The organism is Microbacterium sp. GQ128 (assembly GCF_059758615.1).
The window spans coordinates 246690-263888 of sequence record NZ_JCAXDY010000003.1; the positions used below are offsets into that span (position 1 = coordinate 246690).

At 68.6% G+C, this 17199-nt stretch carries 19 protein-coding genes; 11 read left to right on the forward strand and 8 right to left on the reverse strand.

Going from position 1 to position 17199, the window contains the following annotated elements; all coding sequences use genetic code 11:
- The first annotated feature begins 72 nt into the window (after nucleotides 1-72).
- From sigJ to AC6CHX_RS11390, 4 genes are read left to right on the forward strand one after another with little or no spacing between them, the layout of a single operon-like run.
- The gene (gene sigJ / locus AC6CHX_RS11375; protein ID WP_498272910.1) at nucleotides 73-954 is read left to right on the forward strand and encodes an RNA polymerase sigma factor SigJ; all 882 of its coding nucleotides are present in this window, start codon (nucleotides 73-75) and stop codon (nucleotides 952-954) included.
- Between the two features lie 43 nt (nucleotides 955-997).
- Nucleotides 998-1819: a MerR family transcriptional regulator gene (locus tag AC6CHX_RS11380; RefSeq protein WP_498272911.1), complete on the forward strand. Its 822-nt coding sequence runs from the start codon at nucleotides 998-1000 to the stop codon at nucleotides 1817-1819.
- 59 nt (nucleotides 1820-1878) lie between these two features.
- A complete protein-coding gene (locus tag AC6CHX_RS11385) occupies nucleotides 1879-3228 on the forward strand; it encodes a M20/M25/M40 family metallo-hydrolase (protein WP_498272912.1) in 1350 nt (449 codons plus the stop codon).
- A gap of 55 nt (nucleotides 3229-3283) precedes the next feature.
- Nucleotides 3284-4744, forward strand: coding sequence for an MFS transporter (locus AC6CHX_RS11390; protein WP_498272913.1), 1461 nt, complete (start codon nucleotides 3284-3286; stop codon nucleotides 4742-4744).
- Nucleotides 4745-4755: 11 nt separating this feature from the next.
- On the opposite strand, the gene AC6CHX_RS11395 is transcribed toward AC6CHX_RS11390, so the two are convergent.
- The 5 genes from AC6CHX_RS11395 to AC6CHX_RS11415 all read right to left on the reverse strand — a co-directional run bounded on the left by AC6CHX_RS11395 (nucleotide 4756) and on the right by AC6CHX_RS11415 (nucleotide 8311).
- The gene (locus tag AC6CHX_RS11395; RefSeq protein ID WP_452327086.1) at nucleotides 4756-5001 is read right to left on the reverse strand and encodes a hypothetical protein; all 246 of its coding nucleotides are present in this window, start codon (nucleotides 4999-5001) and stop codon (nucleotides 4756-4758) included.
- 184 nt (nucleotides 5002-5185) lie between these two features.
- A complete protein-coding gene (locus AC6CHX_RS11400; protein WP_498272914.1) occupies nucleotides 5186-6355 on the reverse strand; it encodes an RtcB family protein in 1170 nt (389 codons plus the stop codon).
- 278 nt (nucleotides 6356-6633) lie between these two features.
- Complete coding sequence (locus AC6CHX_RS11405; RefSeq protein WP_136043011.1) at nucleotides 6634-7038, reverse strand: VOC family protein; 405 nt, start codon at nucleotides 7036-7038, stop codon at nucleotides 6634-6636.
- Between the two features lie 31 nt (nucleotides 7039-7069).
- Nucleotides 7070-7456 carry an MmcQ/YjbR family DNA-binding protein gene (locus AC6CHX_RS11410; RefSeq protein WP_498272915.1) on the reverse strand — a complete coding sequence of 129 codons (387 nt, stop codon included), beginning with the start codon at nucleotides 7454-7456 and terminating at the stop codon, nucleotides 7070-7072.
- An 87-nt stretch (nucleotides 7457-7543) separates the two neighbouring features.
- Nucleotides 7544-8311, reverse strand: a complete 768-nt coding sequence (locus AC6CHX_RS11415; protein ID WP_498272916.1) for a siderophore-interacting protein — start codon at nucleotides 8309-8311, stop codon at nucleotides 7544-7546.
- A 100-nt stretch (nucleotides 8312-8411) separates the two neighbouring features.
- Here AC6CHX_RS11415 and AC6CHX_RS11420 point away from each other — a divergent pair, with 100 nt between their 5' ends.
- Genes AC6CHX_RS11420 through AC6CHX_RS11435 form a run of 4 tightly spaced genes read left to right on the forward strand, consistent with a single transcriptional unit; the run spans nucleotide 8412 to nucleotide 12233 of the window.
- A complete protein-coding gene (locus tag AC6CHX_RS11420) occupies nucleotides 8412-9404 on the forward strand; it encodes a siderophore ABC transporter substrate-binding protein (RefSeq protein ID WP_498272917.1) in 993 nt (330 codons plus the stop codon).
- Nucleotides 9405-9452: 48 nt separating this feature from the next.
- Nucleotides 9453-10439 (forward strand): ABC transporter permease, encoded by a 987-nt coding sequence (locus AC6CHX_RS11425; protein ID WP_498272918.1) that lies wholly within the window; start codon nucleotides 9453-9455, stop codon nucleotides 10437-10439.
- A gap of 4 nt (nucleotides 10440-10443) precedes the next feature.
- Nucleotides 10444-11481, forward strand: coding sequence for an iron chelate uptake ABC transporter family permease subunit (locus AC6CHX_RS11430; protein ID WP_498272919.1), 1038 nt, complete (start codon nucleotides 10444-10446; stop codon nucleotides 11479-11481).
- Complete coding sequence (locus tag AC6CHX_RS11435) at nucleotides 11478-12233, forward strand: iron ABC transporter ATP-binding protein (RefSeq protein WP_498272920.1); 756 nt, start codon at nucleotides 11478-11480, stop codon at nucleotides 12231-12233. The genes AC6CHX_RS11430 and AC6CHX_RS11435 overlap by 4 nt, the downstream gene beginning before the upstream one ends.
- 28 nt (nucleotides 12234-12261) lie before the next feature.
- Here AC6CHX_RS11435 and AC6CHX_RS11440 read toward each other — a convergent pair whose 3' ends face one another.
- The 3 genes from AC6CHX_RS11440 to AC6CHX_RS11450 are packed head-to-tail and all read right to left on the reverse strand — an operon-like array spanning nucleotide 12262 to nucleotide 14195.
- Nucleotides 12262-12459, reverse strand: coding sequence for a hypothetical protein (locus AC6CHX_RS11440; RefSeq protein WP_136043000.1), 198 nt, complete (start codon nucleotides 12457-12459; stop codon nucleotides 12262-12264).
- Between the two features lie 22 nt (nucleotides 12460-12481).
- Nucleotides 12482-13444: a DNA-3-methyladenine glycosylase family protein gene (locus tag AC6CHX_RS11445; RefSeq protein WP_498272921.1), complete on the reverse strand. Its 963-nt coding sequence runs from the start codon at nucleotides 13442-13444 to the stop codon at nucleotides 12482-12484.
- A 43-nt stretch (nucleotides 13445-13487) separates the two neighbouring features.
- Nucleotides 13488-14195 (reverse strand): winged helix-turn-helix domain-containing protein, encoded by a 708-nt coding sequence (locus AC6CHX_RS11450; protein ID WP_136042997.1) that lies wholly within the window; start codon nucleotides 14193-14195, stop codon nucleotides 13488-13490.
- A 332-nt stretch (nucleotides 14196-14527) separates the two neighbouring features.
- Here AC6CHX_RS11450 and AC6CHX_RS11455 point away from each other — a divergent pair, with 332 nt between their 5' ends.
- The 3 genes from AC6CHX_RS11455 (at nucleotide 14528) to AC6CHX_RS11465 (ending at nucleotide 17127) form a co-directional block, all read left to right on the forward strand.
- The gene (locus AC6CHX_RS11455; protein ID WP_498272922.1) at nucleotides 14528-14836 is read left to right on the forward strand and encodes a GNAT family N-acetyltransferase; all 309 of its coding nucleotides are present in this window, start codon (nucleotides 14528-14530) and stop codon (nucleotides 14834-14836) included.
- A gap of 52 nt (nucleotides 14837-14888) precedes the next feature.
- Complete coding sequence (locus tag AC6CHX_RS11460; protein WP_498272923.1) at nucleotides 14889-15371, forward strand: DIP1984 family protein; 483 nt, start codon at nucleotides 14889-14891, stop codon at nucleotides 15369-15371.
- A gap of 310 nt (nucleotides 15372-15681) precedes the next feature.
- Nucleotides 15682-17127, forward strand: coding sequence for an MFS transporter (locus AC6CHX_RS11465; protein WP_498272924.1), 1446 nt, complete (start codon nucleotides 15682-15684; stop codon nucleotides 17125-17127).
- The last annotated feature ends 72 nt before the right edge of the window (nucleotides 17128-17199 follow it).

The window sequence follows — 17199 nt, forward strand, 5'->3', positions numbered from 1 at the left end:
AGACCCACGAAACGTGAGGCGTTCGGCGGAAACAGTCTCAATCCGGCGGTCATGCAGGTCAGGATGGACTCGATGGATGATCTCGATGTTCTCGACGCCGAACGCCGCCCGCTGCTCGCGCTCGCCTACCGCATGCTCGGCACTGTGGCGGACGCCGAGGATGCGGTGCAAGAGACGTACGTGCGCTGGTACCGCTTGACCGACGCGGAACGTGCCCGGATCGTCAACCCCGCCGCGTGGTTGACACGCGTCGCCGGTCGAGTCTGCTTGGACATCCTGGGGTCCGCTCGTGTGCGCCGCGAGACCTATGTGGGGCAGTGGCTTCCGGAACCGGTGCCCCACGGCTCGCTGTTCGCCGCCTCTCCCCATCCCGATCCGCTCGATCGCGTCACGCTCGACGAGTCGGTCGGGATGGCGTTGCTCGTCGTCTTGGAGTCGCTCACCCCGGCCGAACGGGTGGCTTTCGTCTTGCACGACGTGTTCGGGGTCCCCTTCGCGGAGATCGCGGAGACCGTCGGCCGCAGCCCGCAGGCGGTGCGGCAACTGGCCTCACACGGGCGACGACGCGTGCAGGAGCGGCGTGCCGGGCTGGCGACGAGGGAGCAGCACGACGCGGTGGCGAAGGCATTCCTCGACGCTGCGGCGAGCGGCGAGCTCGGCGCGCTGATCAGCCTGCTCGATCCGGACGTCGTGCTGGTCTCCGACGCGGGAGGCAAGAAGTCGGCTGCGCTGCGACCCGTCACCGGGTCGGACCACGTGGCGCGTTTCCTGCAGGGCATCGCCCACCGCAATCCCGACGCCGAGGTCTCTCTCGTCCGCGCCGCGGGCGGCCTGGCGGTGCTCGCGACGCTCCACGGCCATGCCGACACCGTTTTCTCCTTCGTGGTCAAGGGGGGCAGGATCTCTGAGGTGCTCGCGGTGCGCAACCCCGACAAGCTCACGCAATGGTCGTGATCGGCTTGACCTTGTCCTGAGGGCAGAGAGCATCGTGAAACCTGTGAGCCACTCCGACGACCTCCTCAACATCGGTCCCTTCTCCGAGGCCGCCCTCCTCTCTCCGAAGGCCCTGCGCCTGTATGAGAAGCGCGGCCTCCTGGTGCCGCATGCGGTGGACCCAGACAACGGGTATCGCTTCTATCGGATCGAGCAGGCGAGGACGGGGCGGCTCATCTCCCTGCTGCGGACGGCGGGCATGAGCCTCGATGCGATCCAGGAGGTGCTCGCGCTGCCCGACGGCGACGCGATCGCGGCTCTGGATACGTTCCGGGATCAGGTTCGGACGGCCGCGGCCTCGACCGCCACGCTTCTCGACCAGGCGCGCGGCCATTTCAGAGGATCACCGATGAACACGAAGTCCCTCACGACCGACATCCGCCCCGAGCAGGCGGTGCTCAGCCTGCTCGTCACGACCTACGTCGGAGAGCTCGACGAACGCATCCGCGAGGCGCTCGAGCGGTTGAGCGCGCTGGCGGCCGAGCGCGGTCTCACCGTCCCCTCCGACGCTTTCGGCATATTCCACGCCCCGATCACCGCCGACAGCGACGGCCCCATCGAGGTGTGCCTGCCGGTCGATCGCGTCATCCGCGACACCCCGGAGGGGATCCGGAGCCATCGACTCAGCGGCGGTGCGGCCGTCGCCGTCACGGTCGAGGGTGACGACACGGCGTTCCCCGCGATCCTCGCCGCCTACGATCGCGGCTGCGAGTGGATCGACGAGCAGAAGGCGACCAGGGTGGGACCGCCCCGGGAGATCTGGCACGTGCTTCCCTGGGACGACACGCGTCCGGCACGCATGACGGTGCTCTGGCACTACGCGTAAGCGCCGCCCAGAGACGCTGCGTCCGGACGGAGGCAGCCGGTGCCGGGGCGCTCGGTACGATGGCGATTGTGACCACATCGACCGTGCGCCCCGGCATCGCCGAGCGGCTTTCGCAGATGACCCGGATCCCGACGGTCTCCGCCGAGCTCGACGAGCGCGGGGCCGCCCCGTTCGAGGACTTCGTCGCGTTGATCGCCGAGCTCTATCCGCTGACGCACGAGAAGCTGCGACTCGAACGGCACACCGACTTCGGGCTGCTGTTCCACTGGGAGGGCAGCGGCTCGGCGCCGGGTGGCCCCGCCGTGCTGATGGCGCACTACGACGTCGTCCCGGTCGACGAGAGCGACGCGTGGACCCATCCGCCCTTCGACGGCGTGATCGCCGACGGCTCGGTGTTCGGGCGCGGCGCGCTGGACGACAAGGGTCCGCTCATCGTCGTGCTCGAAGCGGTCGAGAATCTGCTCGCAGACGGGTTCGTCCCGCCCCGCGACGTCTACCTCTCGTTCGGCGGCAACGAGGAGACCTACGGGAAGGCGGCCGAGGAGATCGCCCGTGTACTGCGTGCACGGGGCATCGTGCCCTGGCTGGTGGTCGACGAGGGCGGAGCGGTCGTCGATGCGCCGCTGCCGTTCGTCCCCGGTCGGGCGGCGATGATCGGCGTCGGCGAGAAGGGCGTGATGACGCTGCGGCTGTCGGCGCGCGGCGACGGCGGGCATGCATCCGCCCCGCCGTCGCTCACCGCTGTGCGGCGGATCGCCCGAGCCGTCGACCGTCTCGGACCCGCGACCTTCCGTCCTCGCGCCTCGAAGGCGGTCCTGCGGATGCTGTCGCAGCTGGCCGCGCAGACGCCGGGGCCGGCGCGCCACCTGCTGCGGTTCCTCGGAGCGGCGCCGCTCGTGACCGGTCAGGTGTTCGCGGCGCTCGGCGGCGAACCGGCGGCGCTCGTGCGCACGACGGTCGCCCCGACGATGCAGTCGGGCGGGACGGCGGCGAATGTGCTGCCCTCCCAGGCGTCCGCGACCGTGAATCTCCGCATCGCGCTGGGGGAGACGACGCAGCAGACCGTGTACCGCGTGCGCCGCCGCATCCGCGATCCGCTCGTGTCCGTCGAGGTGGTCGAGGCCAGCGAGCCGTCGCCCGAGTCGCCCACCGACAACGCGCAGTTCGCCCTGCTCGCGTCGGCACTCGAGGTCTCTCATCCCGGGGTTCCGGCGGTGCCCTACGTGATGATGGCCGCCACCGACTCCCGGCACTTCCACCGCTTCTCGCCGGCGGTCTACCGCTTCGCTCCGCTGGACATGTCGAACGCGCAGCGGGCTTCGATCCACGGGGTCGATGAGAGCGTGGAGATCGCGGCGCTGGAGCGCGGAGAGCGATTCCATCGCGCACTCCTCGAACGGCTAGGGTGATCTCACCCTCCTCCCGCCTCGCGCGGGAGCACCCGAACAAGAAGCAGGAGACGCGATGACGCGCACCCGCACTCTGGGCACCCTCGCCGTCGTCGTCGGCTTCCTCGCGTTCGTGGAGTTCACGAGTGGTGTGCTGCAGGGCTATTACACGCCGATGCTCAGCGACATCGCCCGCCACCTCGGCATCCACGACGCCGACGTGAACTGGCTCGAGGGCGCCCAGCTGATGCTGTCGGCGCTCGTCGTCCCGGCCTTCGCGAAGCTCGGCGACATGGTCGGGCACAAGCGGATGCTGCTGATCTCCACCGCGGTCACCGCGGCGGCGGCGCTGGTGTTGCCGTTCACGGACTCCTTCGGCGTGTTCCTCGCGGCCTGGGCGCTCATGGGCTTCTACGTGGTCTGGCTCCCGCTCGAGATCGCGCTGATCTGGTCCCGGTCACGGCGAATGGAAGGGCGCTCGTCGATCACGGCCAAGGCCGCGGGTCTCCTGGTCGCCGCGCTCGAAGGCGGGGCGATCATCGGCGCGCTCGTCGGCGGTGCGCTGATCGACGTGCTGCCGCTCACCGTCGTCCTCCTCGTCCCGGCCGTGCTCATCGTGGTGTGCTTCTTCGTGATCCTGCTCGGGGTGAAGGAGTCGCCGGAGCCCACCGGCGGCATCTTCGACACGGTCGGCCTCGTGCTGATCTCCCTCGCCCTCGTCTGCTTCACGGGTGGTCTCAGCCTGCTCCGCCTCGAGGGCGGTCTGGTGAATCCGTGGTCCTGGGCCGTGGTCGTCTTCGGCGTGCTGCTGGTGATCCCGTTCGTGCTCTGGGAGCTGCGTTGCGACGACCCGCTGATCGACGTGCGCATGTTCCGTTCGCCCCTACTCGGTCCGGTGTTCCTCACCGCGGGCCTCTTCGGGGTCAGCGTGCTCGGTGCACAGGCGCCGCTGTCGACGTTCGCGCGCACCGATCCGTCTGTCTACGGCTACGGTCTCGGCACGAGCGGTTTCGCGACCTCGCTGATCATCGGCGTGTACCTCGTGGCGATGATCGCGGGTGCGCTGCTGTTCCCGACGATCGCGCGCTGGGCCACTCCGCGGGTCACCCTGATGGGCGCGTCTGTCCTGGTGGGCCTCGGCTTCCTGCTCTTCCTGCCGTTCCATGACACGTACGGTCAGGTCATCACGAACATGGTCGTCGTGGGTCTCGGCTCCGGCGCGCTGGTCGCCGCTCTGCCCGCTGCCGCCGCCTCGGCTGCTCCTGCCACGCAGACCGGTGTCGCGACGGGGCTCACGAACTCGGTGAAGACCGTGGGTGGGGCGATCGCCTCGTGCGTGTTCGGCATCGCGCTGCTGCACGGTGTCGCCACCACTGCCGGTGCGACCGAGGGGACCGCAGGTTCGCTCGCGGGGTACTTCACCGTCTGGATCGTCTGCGGTGTCACCGCGCTCGCCGCGGCGGTCATCCTCGTGTTCGTGCCGAAGACCGCGTTCACCGATCGCTCGGTCGATGCGGAGGTCGCCCCGGTCGTCTGACGCCGGCCGGATCAGTCGCGATCGAAGCCGAAGGTGCGCTTCACGATGGCCTGCACGTCGCCGTCGAGCCCGTCGATGCGTGTGTTCACCGCATCGAACCGCGTGTCCACGGCGTCGAACCGCGCGTTCATCTCGTTGCGGAGTCCGCCGATCTCACTGCGGACGACGTGGATGAACAGCGTGGAGACCACGGTCAACGTGCTGAACATCAGCGCGCTGAACGCTCCGATCATGGTCCAGATCTGCGCGTCATTCATGAATTCCACTCCGTCATCGTCGCATCGATTCTGCAAGCCTGCCAGGGCGGGAGCAGCGAAGATATCGGTGCCCCGGGAATGGGGGACAAGTCGTTCTCGAGCGGTCCGGGGGAGGAGCAGTCGATCCGCCTCCACGTGGACGGCACGCGAACCGGGCGGTGGGAGTCCCACCGCCCGGTCCTGCTCAGTCGCCCTTCATGTTGACGAGCTGCCGCAGCGTGTGCCGGATCGACACCAGGCTCGCGGCATCCGCCATCACCTGGTCGATCGGCTTGTACGCCTGCGGGATCTCGTCGATGAAGGCGTCGGTGTCACGGAACTCGATGCCCGTCATCGCCTCCCGCAGCTGGTCGTGCGTGAACGCCCGCCTCGCGGCCGACCGGGAGTACTCCCGCCCCGCGCCGTGAGGTGAGGAGTTCAGTGACTGCGGGTCGCCGAGCCCTTCGACCACGTACGACGCGGTGCCCATCGACCCGGGGATGAGCCCCGGACGACCGGCGTCGGCCTGGATCGCACCCTTCCGCGACACCCACACCTGCTTGCCGTAGTGCTTCTCCGATTCGGTGAAGTTGTGGTGGCAGTTGATGCGCTCGTGCTCGTCCACCGCGGTGTCGAGGAACCCCGACACCTGGCGGATGACCCGGTCCATCATCTCCTCCCGGTTCAACAGGGCGAAGTGCTGAGCCCACCGCAGCTCCCGGATGTACTGCGTGAACTCCGGCGTGCCCTCGACGAGGTAGGCCAGGTCGGGGTCGGGGAGGTCGATCCACCACTGCTTGCATAGCCGCTGCGCGACACCGATGTGGTGCCCGGCGATCTTGTTGCCGACACCCCGGGAGCCCGAGTGCAGGAACAGCCACACCCGGTCGAGCTCGTCGACCGACACCTCGATGAAGTGGTTGCCGGAGCCGAGCGTGCCCAGCTGCAGCCGCCAGTTCCCGGCATACTGTGCGGGGTCGAAGCCGTTCTTCTCGGCGAGCTCCTCGAGCTCGGCGATGCGCGGCTCGGCCGTCGCGACGACCTTGCGGTTGTACCGGCCGGCCGACAGCGGAATGGCGCGCTCGATCTGCTCCCGAAGTTCTGCGAGGTCGCGGCCTCCCAGGTCGCTTCTCGTGAACTGGGTGCGGACGGCGATCATGCCGCAGCCGATGTCGACGCCGACGGCCGCGGGGATGATCGCGCCGAGCGTCGGGATGACCGAGCCGACCGTCGCCCCCTTGCCGAGGTGCGCATCCGGCATCAGCGCCAGGTGCGGGTGGATGAACGGCATGCGGGCCGTGGTGTGCGCCTGCGCGAGTGTCGTCTCGTCGATCAGCGATGCCCACGACAACAGCCGTGTGGAGAGCCTCTCCATGATTCCTTTCCTTGTGGTGGTGTCCAGCCACAGGTCAGGGTGCTGCTCTCCACACGGAAAACGCCCCGGACCTGACGGTGCGGGGCGTTGCGAGAGCGGATGCTGTCACACGGCGCGCGCCGGAGGGTACGACTCGTAGCGGTCATTGAACTTCGGCTGAAGCTGCAACACCGCTCCGATGGGAAGGTTCCGCTGGGCGGTCATCCGTCGACTCCTCGGCTGGCGTGCTGCGCCGATCGGCACAGCTTTCCGAGAATAGGGGGCGACACGCCCGGGCGTCAAGCCGTCTCGCGCGGCGGGTTGTACATGAACTCGATGCGAATGCCGTCGGCGTCCTCCACGAACGAGGCGTAGTAGCGCTCCGAATAGCGCGGGTACTCCTTGGGCTCGCGGACCGCCGTCCACCCGGCTTCGACGGCGATCGCATGCAGGCGCTCGACCTCCTCGCGCGTCGGTACCGCGAAGGCGATGTGCTGCCAGCCGATCTTGCCGTGCCGGTGCGGGGCGGAGTCTTCATCCCAGGTGTACAGGATGATCTCGGTCTCGTCGCCGTTGTTCCAGGAGACCGAGTGGTCGTCTTCGCCGCCGCTCCGGTAGCCCAGAGCGGTGAGGACCGGATGGAACTGCGCGCGGCCGCGCTCGAGGTCGTCGACGGTGATGCCCAGATGATCCAGAAGAGCCATGCCCCCAGTGTTGCAGAAGGGTCCGACAGGGTCAGGGAGCGATCCTCCCGAATGTGGCGGGGTCGACGGGCCGCTGACGCCGGGGGAGGTTCTCCACGACGAGAAGATACGACTCGGTCACCAGCTCCCGGACGAGGTCTTCCGGCAGCTTCCCACCCGGGCGGAGTGTGATCCAGTGCTTCTTGTTCATGTGATAGCCGGGGATGATGTCATCGAACTGCCGGCGAAGCGCGTCCCCGTCTTCGGGCGCCGCCTTGAGGGTCACGATCTCCGCTCCGATGACCGCGGTGAGCAGCATGAACACCTTGTCACGCACCTTGAACACGTCCCATTCCGGACCGAAGGGATGCTCGAGACGAGATCCGGGGAGCTCCTCCGCGCGGTCTCGCGCGCACTGCTGCAGGCGGTCACTTTTCATGAGCACTCCAACCTCGAGACAGCGAGAACCGCGGTGTGCACCACGGTACTCACCTCCACCGACAACGGCGGAGCCGGAGGGACAGGGTCAGTGCGGAGCGTGGTACTCGGCTTCGCCACGCTTCCAGTAGCCCTTCACGACGGCGTTCGCGGTGTCGACTCCCCAGCGCTCGAGCAGTGCCCGGCCCGGCTTGACGATCGACTGCTCGGCTGCGATGAAGACGAACGGGTCGGACCCGACGGCGTCTTCTGCGGTGAGCGCCTCGAGGAAGGCGATGAGGGCTGAACCCGACGGAGCATCCCCGCGGTGCAGCCACTCGATCTCGACCGGCGCCTCGATCTCGAACTCGCGCCCTTGGTTCACCGTCTCCACGACGATGCGTGCCGGGGCTCCCGCGGGGATCAGCGCGGCGAACCGCCGGATGGCGGGGATCGCGGTCTCGTCGCCCACGAGCAGCCAGGAGCCGGGGGTGCCCTCGATCACGGCCGAGCCGCGAGGTCCGCCGACGCCGATCGAGGAACCGAGCGGTGCCGTCGCCGCCCACGGCGCCGCGACGCCTTGGTCGCCGTGCACGGCGAACTCGACGTCGAGCCAGTCCTCGCCCCAGGCGAGCGGTGTGTATTCGCGGCTGGGCGAAGCGCGCAGCTCCTCCACGGAGCCGACCGGCCCGGCCGGGAAGAACAGCCGCATGTGGTCGTCGGAACCCCGCGACTCGAAGCCGGCGAGGTCGGAACCGGTCAGCCGCACCCGCACGAAGTCCGGAGCCAACCATTCACGGGCACTCAGAGTCACGGTGCGGAAGCGCAGCTCGAGGCCGCGACGCTCGATCGAGAAGCCGGATTTCGTATCGCTCATGAAGTAAGGCTAACCTAAATACGTCGAGGGAAGGTCACCCTAACCTCGTCGTCCCGGCGCCTTCGTGTGCGCACAGATCCCGCAGAACAGGAGTCTCTCCATGTCCGTGCCCAGAACCCTCACCGCCACGAGCACCGCCCTCGTCGGCCTGCTCGTCCTCGCCGGCTGCGCTACCGGCGAGACGGCCGAACCGGCGAAGACCGAACCGGCGGCAGCATCCGTCACGATCGAGGACAACACCGGCACGCACGAGATCGCGACTCCTCCGGCCTCCGTCGTCGCCCTCGACAACCGCACCTTCCAGACGCTGTCCGACTGGGGAGTCGAGCTCTCGGCGGGTGCCGTGGCGCTCATGCCCGAGACCGTGTCGTACGTGAAGGACGACGGCATCGTCGACATCGGACTGCACAGCGAGCCCGACCTCGAGGCCGTCGTCGCGGTCGAGCCCGACCTGATCATCAGCGGCCAGCGCTTCACGCAGCACAACGCGGCCATCGCCGATCTCGTGCCCGAGGCCACGATCATCGATCTCGAGCCGCGCGAGGGCGAGCCCTTCGACGAGGAGCTCAAGCGCCAGGTCACCGTGCTCGGCGAGATCTTCGGCAAGCAGGACGAGGCGAAGAAGCTGGTGGACGACTTCGATGCCGCGGTCGAGCGTGCCAAAGACGCCTACGAGGACGCCGACACCGTCATGGCCGTGAACACCTCGGGTGGCGAGATCGGATACCTCGCCCCGACCGTCGGCCGCTCGCTCGGGCCGATCTACGACATCCTCGGCCTGACTCCCGCGCTCGAGGTCGACGATGCGACCGACGACCACCAGGGCGACGAGATCTCGGTCGAGGCGATCGCGGCGTCGAACCCTGACTGGATCCTCGTACTCGACCGCGACGCCGTGTTCGCCGCGGAGACCCCGGACTACGTGCAGGCGGCCGAGATCCTGGAGAGCTCCGAGGCGCTCGCCGGCGTCACGGCGGTGAAGGACGAGCAGATCGTCTACATGCCCACCGACACCTACCTGAACGAGGGCATCCAGACGTACACGACGTTCCTCGAGGACTTCGCCGACGCCCTCGAGGCAGCGAAGAACTAAGGTACGGCGGCGGCGTCCGGATGACTCGGGTGCCGCCGCACCGTCATCATGACCCCCACAGAAACCACCCCGTCGCCCCGGTACGCCGGGCGGCTCTTCGACGGCAAGCTGCTCATCGGCGTGCTCGTCGTCGTCGTGCTCCTCGTCGTCTCGCTCCTCACCGGTGTGTACGACATCGCCGGCGCCGACGACGGCGCGGAGATGTTCCAGATCACGCGCGTGCCCCGGACGATCGCCCTCGTCCTCTCGGGCGCGGCGATGGCGATGGCGGGCCTCGTGATGCAGCTGCTCACTCAGAACCGCTTCGTCGAGCCGACGACGACCGGAACCACCGAGTGGGCGGGACTCGGGCTCCTGACGGTCATGATCCTCGTCCCGCAGCCGTCGCTCCCGCTGCGGATGGCGGGCGCTGTGCTCGCGGCGTTCATCGGCACGATGGTCTTCTTCGCCTTCCTGCGCCGCGTCGCGCTCAAGTCGTCGCTCATCGTCCCGATCGTCGGCATCATGCTCGGCGCGGTCGTCGGCGCCCTATCGACCTATCTCGCGCTCGCCACGAACTCCCTGCAGATCCTGGGCGTGTGGTTCGCCGGCAGCTTCACCTCGGTGATGCGCGGCCAGTACGAGATGCTGTGGATCGTGGCGATCATCGGGGTGATCGTGTTCTTCGTGGCCGATCGGCTGACCATCGCCGGTCTCGGCGAGGAAGTGGCCACGAACGTCGGGGTGAACTACAACCGGGTCATCCTGCTCGGCACGGTCCTCATCGCGATCACCACGGGTGTGGTCACGGTCGTCGTCGGCAACCTGCCCTTCCTCGGACTGATCGTGCCGAACATCGTCTCGATGGTGCGCGGCGACGACCTCCGCAGCAACCTGCCGTGGGTGTGTCTGCTCGGCATCGCGATCGTCACGGTGTGCGACATCATCGGACGCACGATCATCATGCCGTTCGAGGTCCCGGTGTCGCTGATCCTCGGTGTCGTCGGCGCCGTGGTGTTCGTGCTCCTCCTGCTCAGGCAGCGTCGACGTGGCTAGCGGGGTGGGAGAGCAGGTGGCGGCGGTTCCGGTTCCGGTGCCGCGATCGTCGGGCTCGTTCACGACCCCTCGTGCGCGCCGTCGGTACCTCATCGTGCTCGGCCTCCTCGTCGTCCTGGCCGCGGGCTCCGGCTTCGGCCTGCTCGCCTGGGGGAACCCCATGCCGGTCGGCTCGACGGGGTTCTGGCGCATCGCCCAGCACCGGGGGATCGATGTGACGGTCATGGCGCTCGTCGCGATCGCGCAGGCCATCGCCACGGTGAGTTTCCAGACGGTCACGAACAACCGCATCATCACCCCGTCGATCATGGGGTTCGAGTCGCTCTACCGTGTGGTGCAGACCTCGACGGTGTACCTGTTCGGGGTGGCAGGGCTCGTGGCGATCCAGGGCGTCGGCCAGTTCGCGATCCAGGTCGCGATCATGGTCGGGCTCGCCGTCGCGCTCTACGGCTGGCTGCTGTCCGGGCGATACGGCAACCTGCAGATCATGCTCCTGGTGGGCATCGTGATCGGCGGGGGACTGGGCGCGATCGCCACGTTCATGCAGCGCCTGCTCACTCCCAGCGAGTTCGACGTGCTGGCCGCCCGGCTGTTCGGCAACGTGTCCAACGCCGATCCCTCCTACCTCCCGTTGGCGGTTCCCCTCGTCGTCGCGGCCTCCGCACTGCTGTGGCTGCGATCCCGGCGGCTGAACCTGATGGCTCTGGGCCCGGATGCCGCCCGCTCCCTCGGGGTCGACCATCGACGCGAGCTCTTCATCGTGCTCTTCCTTGTCGCCGTGCTGATGGCGACCTCGACCGCGCTCGTCGGACCGATGACGTTCCTCGGCTTCCTGGTGGCGACCCTCGCGTATCAGTTCGCCGACACGCACGACCATCGGCTCATCTTCCCCGTCGCGGTGCTCACGGCGTTCACCATCCTCGCGGGCGCGTACTTCGTGATGAAGAACGTCTTCTACGCGCAGGGGATGGTGTCGATCCTGATCGAGCTCGTCGGCGGCACCGTGTTCCTCATCGTCATCCTCAGAAAGGGCCGACTGTGATCTCACTCGACGGCGTCCGCCGTGACTACAGCAGCGAGGTCGCGATCGGCCCCGTCGACCTCGAGATCCCCTCCGGGGGCATCACCGCGCTCATCGGACCGAACGGCGCCGGCAAGTCGACCCTGCTGACGATGATCGGCCGACTGAACGGTATGGACGCCGGCGCGATCGAGATCGCCGGACTCGATGTCGCCTCGACGAAGTCGAAGGACCTGGCGAAGGTCGTGTCGATCCTGCGGCAGGAGAATCACTTCGTCACCCGGCTCACCGTGCGTCAGCTGGTCGGCTTCGGTCGCTTCCCGCACTCGAAGGGGCGATTGACCAGGGCGGACGAGGAGATCATCAGCCAGGCGATCGACTTCCTCGACCTCGGACCGCTCGAGGGCCGCTATCTCGACGAGCTCTCCGGTGGGCAGCGCCAGCGCGCCTATGTCGCGATGGTCCTGGCGCAGGACACCGAGTTCGTGCTGCTGGACGAACCGCTGAACAACCTCGACATGCGGCATGCGGTGCAGATGATGAAGCACCTGCGCCGGGCCGCGGAAGAGCTCGGACGCACGATCGTCATCGTGCTGCATGACATCAACTTCGCCGGGCACTACTCCGACCACATCTGTGCCATGAAGGACGGGGCGGTGGTGGAGTTCGGCTCACCGGCCGAGATCATGACCGACGACGTGCTCACGCGCGTGTTCGACACCCCGGTCCGCGTCGTCGACGGGCCCTCGGGACCACTCGCCGTCTACTACTGAGGGACGGATGCGGTGCGCGAGGCTGCTCTCAGAGCTCGATGCCGTGGTCCTCGTCGTTGACGCCGGCGTTGTTGCCTCGGCGCGACTCGTATCCGAGGAACCATCCCAGCCAGACGATGGCAGCCAGCAGCACGCCGAGCCAGACGTTCTGGAAGATCAGCCCGACCACGACGCCGACGATGAGCAGGCCGACGGTGATGGAGATGCGCAGCGCAGAACGGGACATGGCACCAGCATAGGTGGCGGCGTCAGCGGTGGCGATGGTCTTCGGGCGCGAGACGGGGCCCCCGGCGCGGCTCCTGAACACCGCTGGCGACGATGAGGCGCACGACGCGCTGCCGTTGACCCGCCCAAGGTGCGAGGAGCTCGAGCATCCCCTCGTCGTCGGTGCGTTTGCCCGTCAGCGCATAGCCGACCTCGTGGGCGAGGTGATAGTCGCCGACGCTGACCGCATCGGGATCGCCGAGGGCGCGGATACGGGTCTCCGCTGCCGTCCAGACGCCGACACCCGGCAGGCTGGTGAGCACACGGTCGCGGTCAGCGCCCGTGGGAGCAGCCGCGTGCACAGCGCGGGCGATGCGGTCGCCGCGCTCGGCCGCGCGCACGATGGTGCGGGACTGCGGCGGTTCGACCCCGGCGTGGTGCCAGGCCCAGGACGGGATGCGGTACCACTGCTCGGGTGCGGGAGCAGCGAACATCGGTCGCGGCGTCGGACCGGGTGCGCGCTCGCCGAAGCGCGACACCAGCCAGCGCCAGGCGCCGAAGGCCTGCATGCCGGTGACCTTCTGCTCGATGATCGCGCACGCGAGAGCGTCGAACACCTCGTCGGTGCGTGTCAGGCGCAGGCCGGGATGGCGTCGGGCGGAATCGGCGACGAGCGGATGCCGCGACGCATCGAAGTCCCCGGCATCGTCGTGGGCACCGCACAGCGCGGGCACGAGTGAGAGCGCATGTTCGGCTCCGGGGCCCCAGGCTGCGGCCCTGACCTCGTCGCCCGACATGCGCAGGGCGAGTGTCGCGGGGCCGAGCGGCGTGCGCATGGCGCGCCAGATGACGGGGCCGTCGATGACCATCGTCGGGTCGGTGCCACCACGTCGGAGCATGCCGACCGTGCGTCGGAGATCGAGCGGGTGCGGAGGCCGGTAAACGGTCTCACTGCGACCATCCGCGGACGCGGCGTCGGTCGTCGCAGGATGCTCGATCAGGGTCATGCGCCCACCCTACGCGCCGGCCCTGACACGGACCCGAGGGTTCTCAGAAGCGGTCGGGCGAGGGGGTGCCGTGGCCGTAGCGGATGACGACGTCGGCGTGGCGGTCGAACCGGTACCCGATGCCGCGCACGGTACGGACGATGTCCTCGTAGCGGCCGAGCTTGGCGCGAAGGCGGCGGACGTGCACGTCGATCGTGCGCTCGCCGGGCGTCTCGTCGTCCTGCGCCTGCCAGAGCGCCGAGACCAGCTCGCTGCGCTCGATGGTGCGTCCCTCGCGGAGCACCAGGTACTGCAGCAGCTCGAACTCCTTGTAGGTGAAGGCCGCGGACTCTCCGTCGATGAGCACGCGCTTGCGGGAGATGTCGACGGTCACGCCGGTCTCCTCTTCCACGACGTCCTCTTCGGCGGCGGCCTTGGTGCGGGCGATCGCACCCGGCTCCTGGAGGGCGAGGCGGACGACGTCGAGGTCGCGGCCTCCGGAGCCGTGCGGGGCGAGGGCGACCGTGGCGTGCGTCTCGGCGCCCGGTGCGAGCTCGGCGAGAGTGCGGCGCAGTGCGTCGACGAGGAGGGGGAGGCTCACTCCGGCTTCGGCTGCCTTGATCTCGTCGAGTCCGACATAGAGGGCGAAGCCGCGGGGCGAGCGGACGGCGGGCAGATCGGCGCCGGCGGCGGCCAGGGGGGCAGCGGTCTCGGGCTGCGTGCGGATCGCGGCGGTGGTGGCGGGACGCTCGAGAAGTGCGGTGTTCGACATGATGATGAGTCCTCAGGACGTGAGCCCGGATCGAGCGGGGCTCTGATGCGTTGCATGAATGACCGGCGGAGCCGGGAAGCGAGCAAAGGGTGGATGCTCGGTGACTCTGCCCTCGCAGATGGCGAGGCGTCAGGTCAGGCGGGGTGGCTGTTCGTTCAGCGACACATTCGGCAACACATGCCAACGCGACCGGGCATCATCATCCCGGCAGTCCTGTTCGCCTCCTGGGCGGACAAAGGGCTTGCGTTGGTGGTCATGGGTGGATTATGTCCGATCGTGACCGCCTGTGTCAAAACGCCCGGGCGACCGCGAGCGGGCGTAACGTTGCTCGGATGACGATCTCGCACACCGTCGGCGGCTTCATCCTGACCGACGAGAAGGACGCGTCGCGCTACACGCTCATGCGCGACGGAAAGCTCGTGAGCGTTCTCGACTACCGCGACGACGGACACACGATCGCCCTCACCAGGGCCTTCACCGTCCCGACTTTCCGCGGCCACGGCTATGCCGGGAAGGTCGTCGAGGGGGCCGTCGCCGACATCGAGGAGCGCGGCGACCGCAAGATCGACGCCGTCTGCTGGTACGTCGCCGACTGGTTCGCAGCGCACCCCGAGCACGCCCCGCTGCTGCGCTCGCGCTGACTCGCGTGCATTGTGACGCCGTGTTACGGCCCGCTGCTGCGAGGATGGGCCCATGAAACTCGCTGAGGCCCTCACCGCACGCGCCGATCTGCAGCGCCGCATCGAGCAGCTGCGCGCCCGCATCGTCGCGAACGCCCGCTACCAGGAGGGTGAGGAGCCGGCCGAGGAAGCCGCGGCGCTCATCGTCGAAGCGGACGCCGCGCTGACCCAGCTGCGCGACCTGATCCGTCGCATCAACGCGACCAACGCGCGGCTCGACCTCGGTGCCGACGGCACGATGACGGATGCGCTCGCCGCCCGCGATGTGCTGCGTCTGCGCCACTCCGTGCTGACGGACGCGGCGGCCGCGGCATCCGGCTCGAACGACCAGTACCTGCGCCAGATGAGGTCTGAGCTGCGGCAGGTCTCGGCGCTGCCGGTCGCGCAGCTGCGATCGAGGGCCGACGCCGTCGCACAGGAGCTGCGCGAGCTCGACAACCGGATCCAGCAGGCGAACTGGGCGAACGACCTCGAGGAGGAGAGCGGAAGTCGGTAGTCGCGACGAAGCGGGCACAACCCTCAGCCGGCGGGGCAAGCCGGCACCTGTTGGGCGGAGGGCAGCCCTGATATCGCATCGCGCAGCCCCGCACGCCGCACAGGTGATGGTGCACAGCGCATCTCGCATCACCGCGTGTCGATCGTCGCGACGAGGGTGGGTCAGGGGACCTTCCGCTTCCTCCTCGAACATCATGCGATAGAATGGAGTTCTGCTCAGCCCCGTTGGCTGAGGTGGTCAGGCGTCCAGGTACGCGCTGATCCGAGGCTCGAAACCTCCGGCATCCTCATCAGACACCGGAGGTTTTTCCATGTCTTCGTCCCTGCGCGCCCATCCACATTCCCGGTGGTGGGCACTCATCGTCATCTCCCTCACTCAGCTCGTCGTGGTGCTCGACGGCACCATCGTGAGCATCGCGCTTCCGCGGGCCCAGGCCGCTCTCGGCCTCACCGACGGGCAGCGGCAGTGGGTCGTCACCGCCTACGCGCTGGCGTTCGGCGCGCTCCTGCTCTTCGGCGGACGCCTCGCCGACTACATCGGGCGCAAGCGCATCTTCATGATCGGCATGATCGGATTCGGGGCGGCGTCGCTGTACGGCGGATTCGCACAGCAGGGGTGGGAGCTCATCCTCGCGCGCGGGCTCCAGGGGGTCTTCGCCGCGCTGCTCGCCCCGGCGGCGCTGGCTCTGCTGACGGTGACGTTCCCCTCCGGCCGCGACCGGAACACCGCCTTCGCCGTGTTCGGGACCGTCGCCGGAACGGGAGCCGCGGTCGGCCTCCTGCTCGGAGGACTGCTCACCGAGTTCGCCGACTGGCGCTGGTGTCTCTTCGTGAACGTCTTCTTCGTGGTGGTCGGTCTCATCGGCGGTGCCCTCTTCCTCACCGAGAGCAAGGCCGAGGGTGAGAACCGGTACGACGTCTGGGGCACCATCACGGTGACCCTCGGGCTCGGGGCGCTCGTCTACGGGTTCAGTCTCGCCGAGCACGGATGGGGTGATCCGCTGACGATCTCGTTCCTGGTGCTCGGGGTCGTCCTGCTCGCGCTCTTCGTCTGGATCGAGAGCCGGGTCGCACAGCCGCTGCTGCCGTTGCGGATCGTCGCCGACCGCGTCCGCGGTGGGGCGTTCCTCATCCAGGGCGTCGCCGGGGCGATCATGATCGGCGCCACGATGTACCTCACGTTCCACCTGCAGTTCGTGCTCGGCATGGGCGCGTTCCCGGCGGGGCTCGCCACGCTGCCCCTGCCGATCGCGACCATGATCATCGCGCCGATCGCGACCCGGCTGCTTCCGGTGATCGGGCCGCGACCGATGCTGATCGTCGGCCCGCTGCTCGCCGCCGCGGGGATGGTGTACCTCTCCGGCATCACCCCGGACGGCGCGTACCTCGTGCAGGTCGCCCCTGCGCTGGTGGCGCTCGGCGTCGGGATGGCGTTCATCTTCATCCCGCTGCAGAACCTGGCGCTGTCGGGGGTGGCTCCGCACGATGCCGGCGTCGCGTCCGCCATGGCGAACTCGGCGATGCAGATCGGAGGGTCGATCGGACTCTCGGTGTTCACCGCCGTGTACGCCGCCTCCGTGGGCGGACACGCCCAGGGTGAGCTGGCGCCGTCGCAGCTCACCGATGCGTACGGGTGGACGTTCATCGCCGCGGCGGTCTTCATGGTCGCAGCCTCCGTGATCGCGGTGTTCCTGGTGCGAGGCACCAAGGAGGAGCTGATGCCGATGCAGGGCGAGCGGTCCCTCGCCGCGCACTGAGCCGTGGCCGCGGCATCCGTCCGGGCGCAGATCGCCTGATTCCCGCCCCGGGGAACGGATGCCGCGGCACGC

Coding starts and splice junctions, on each gene's coding strand:
- AC6CHX_RS11460 (WP_498272923.1), top strand. CDS start 14,889: ATGAAACTCGCTGAGGCCCTCACCGCACGCGCCGATCTGCAGCGCCGC.
- AC6CHX_RS11400 (WP_498272914.1), bottom strand. CDS start 6,355: ATGGAGAGGCTCTCCACACGGCTGTTGTCGTGGGCATCGCTGATCGAC.
- sigJ (WP_498272910.1), top strand. CDS start 73: ATGGATGATCTCGATGTTCTCGACGCCGAACGCCGCCCGCTGCTCGCG.
- AC6CHX_RS11410 (WP_498272915.1), bottom strand. CDS start 7,456: ATGAAAAGTGACCGCCTGCAGCAGTGCGCGCGAGACCGCGCGGAGGAG.
- AC6CHX_RS11405 (WP_136043011.1), bottom strand. CDS start 7,038: ATGGCTCTTCTGGATCATCTGGGCATCACCGTCGACGACCTCGAGCGC.
- AC6CHX_RS11415 (WP_498272916.1), bottom strand. CDS start 8,311: ATGAGCGATACGAAATCCGGCTTCTCGATCGAGCGTCGCGGCCTCGAG.
- AC6CHX_RS11445 (WP_498272921.1), bottom strand. CDS start 13,444: ATGACCCTGATCGAGCATCCTGCGACGACCGACGCCGCGTCCGCGGAT.
- AC6CHX_RS11395 (WP_452327086.1), bottom strand. CDS start 5,001: ATGAATGACGCGCAGATCTGGACCATGATCGGAGCGTTCAGCGCGCTG.
- AC6CHX_RS11420 (WP_498272917.1), top strand. CDS start 8,412: ATGTCCGTGCCCAGAACCCTCACCGCCACGAGCACCGCCCTCGTCGGC.
- AC6CHX_RS11455 (WP_498272922.1), top strand. CDS start 14,528: ATGACGATCTCGCACACCGTCGGCGGCTTCATCCTGACCGACGAGAAG.
- AC6CHX_RS11450 (WP_136042997.1), bottom strand. CDS start 14,195: ATGTCGAACACCGCACTTCTCGAGCGTCCCGCCACCACCGCCGCGATC.
- AC6CHX_RS11390 (WP_498272913.1), top strand. CDS start 3,284: ATGACGCGCACCCGCACTCTGGGCACCCTCGCCGTCGTCGTCGGCTTC.
- AC6CHX_RS11385 (WP_498272912.1), top strand. CDS start 1,879: ATGGCGATTGTGACCACATCGACCGTGCGCCCCGGCATCGCCGAGCGG.
- AC6CHX_RS11465 (WP_498272924.1), top strand. CDS start 15,682: ATGTCTTCGTCCCTGCGCGCCCATCCACATTCCCGGTGGTGGGCACTC.
- AC6CHX_RS11425 (WP_498272918.1), top strand. CDS start 9,453: ATGACCCCCACAGAAACCACCCCGTCGCCCCGGTACGCCGGGCGGCTC.
- AC6CHX_RS11440 (WP_136043000.1), bottom strand. CDS start 12,459: ATGTCCCGTTCTGCGCTGCGCATCTCCATCACCGTCGGCCTGCTCATC.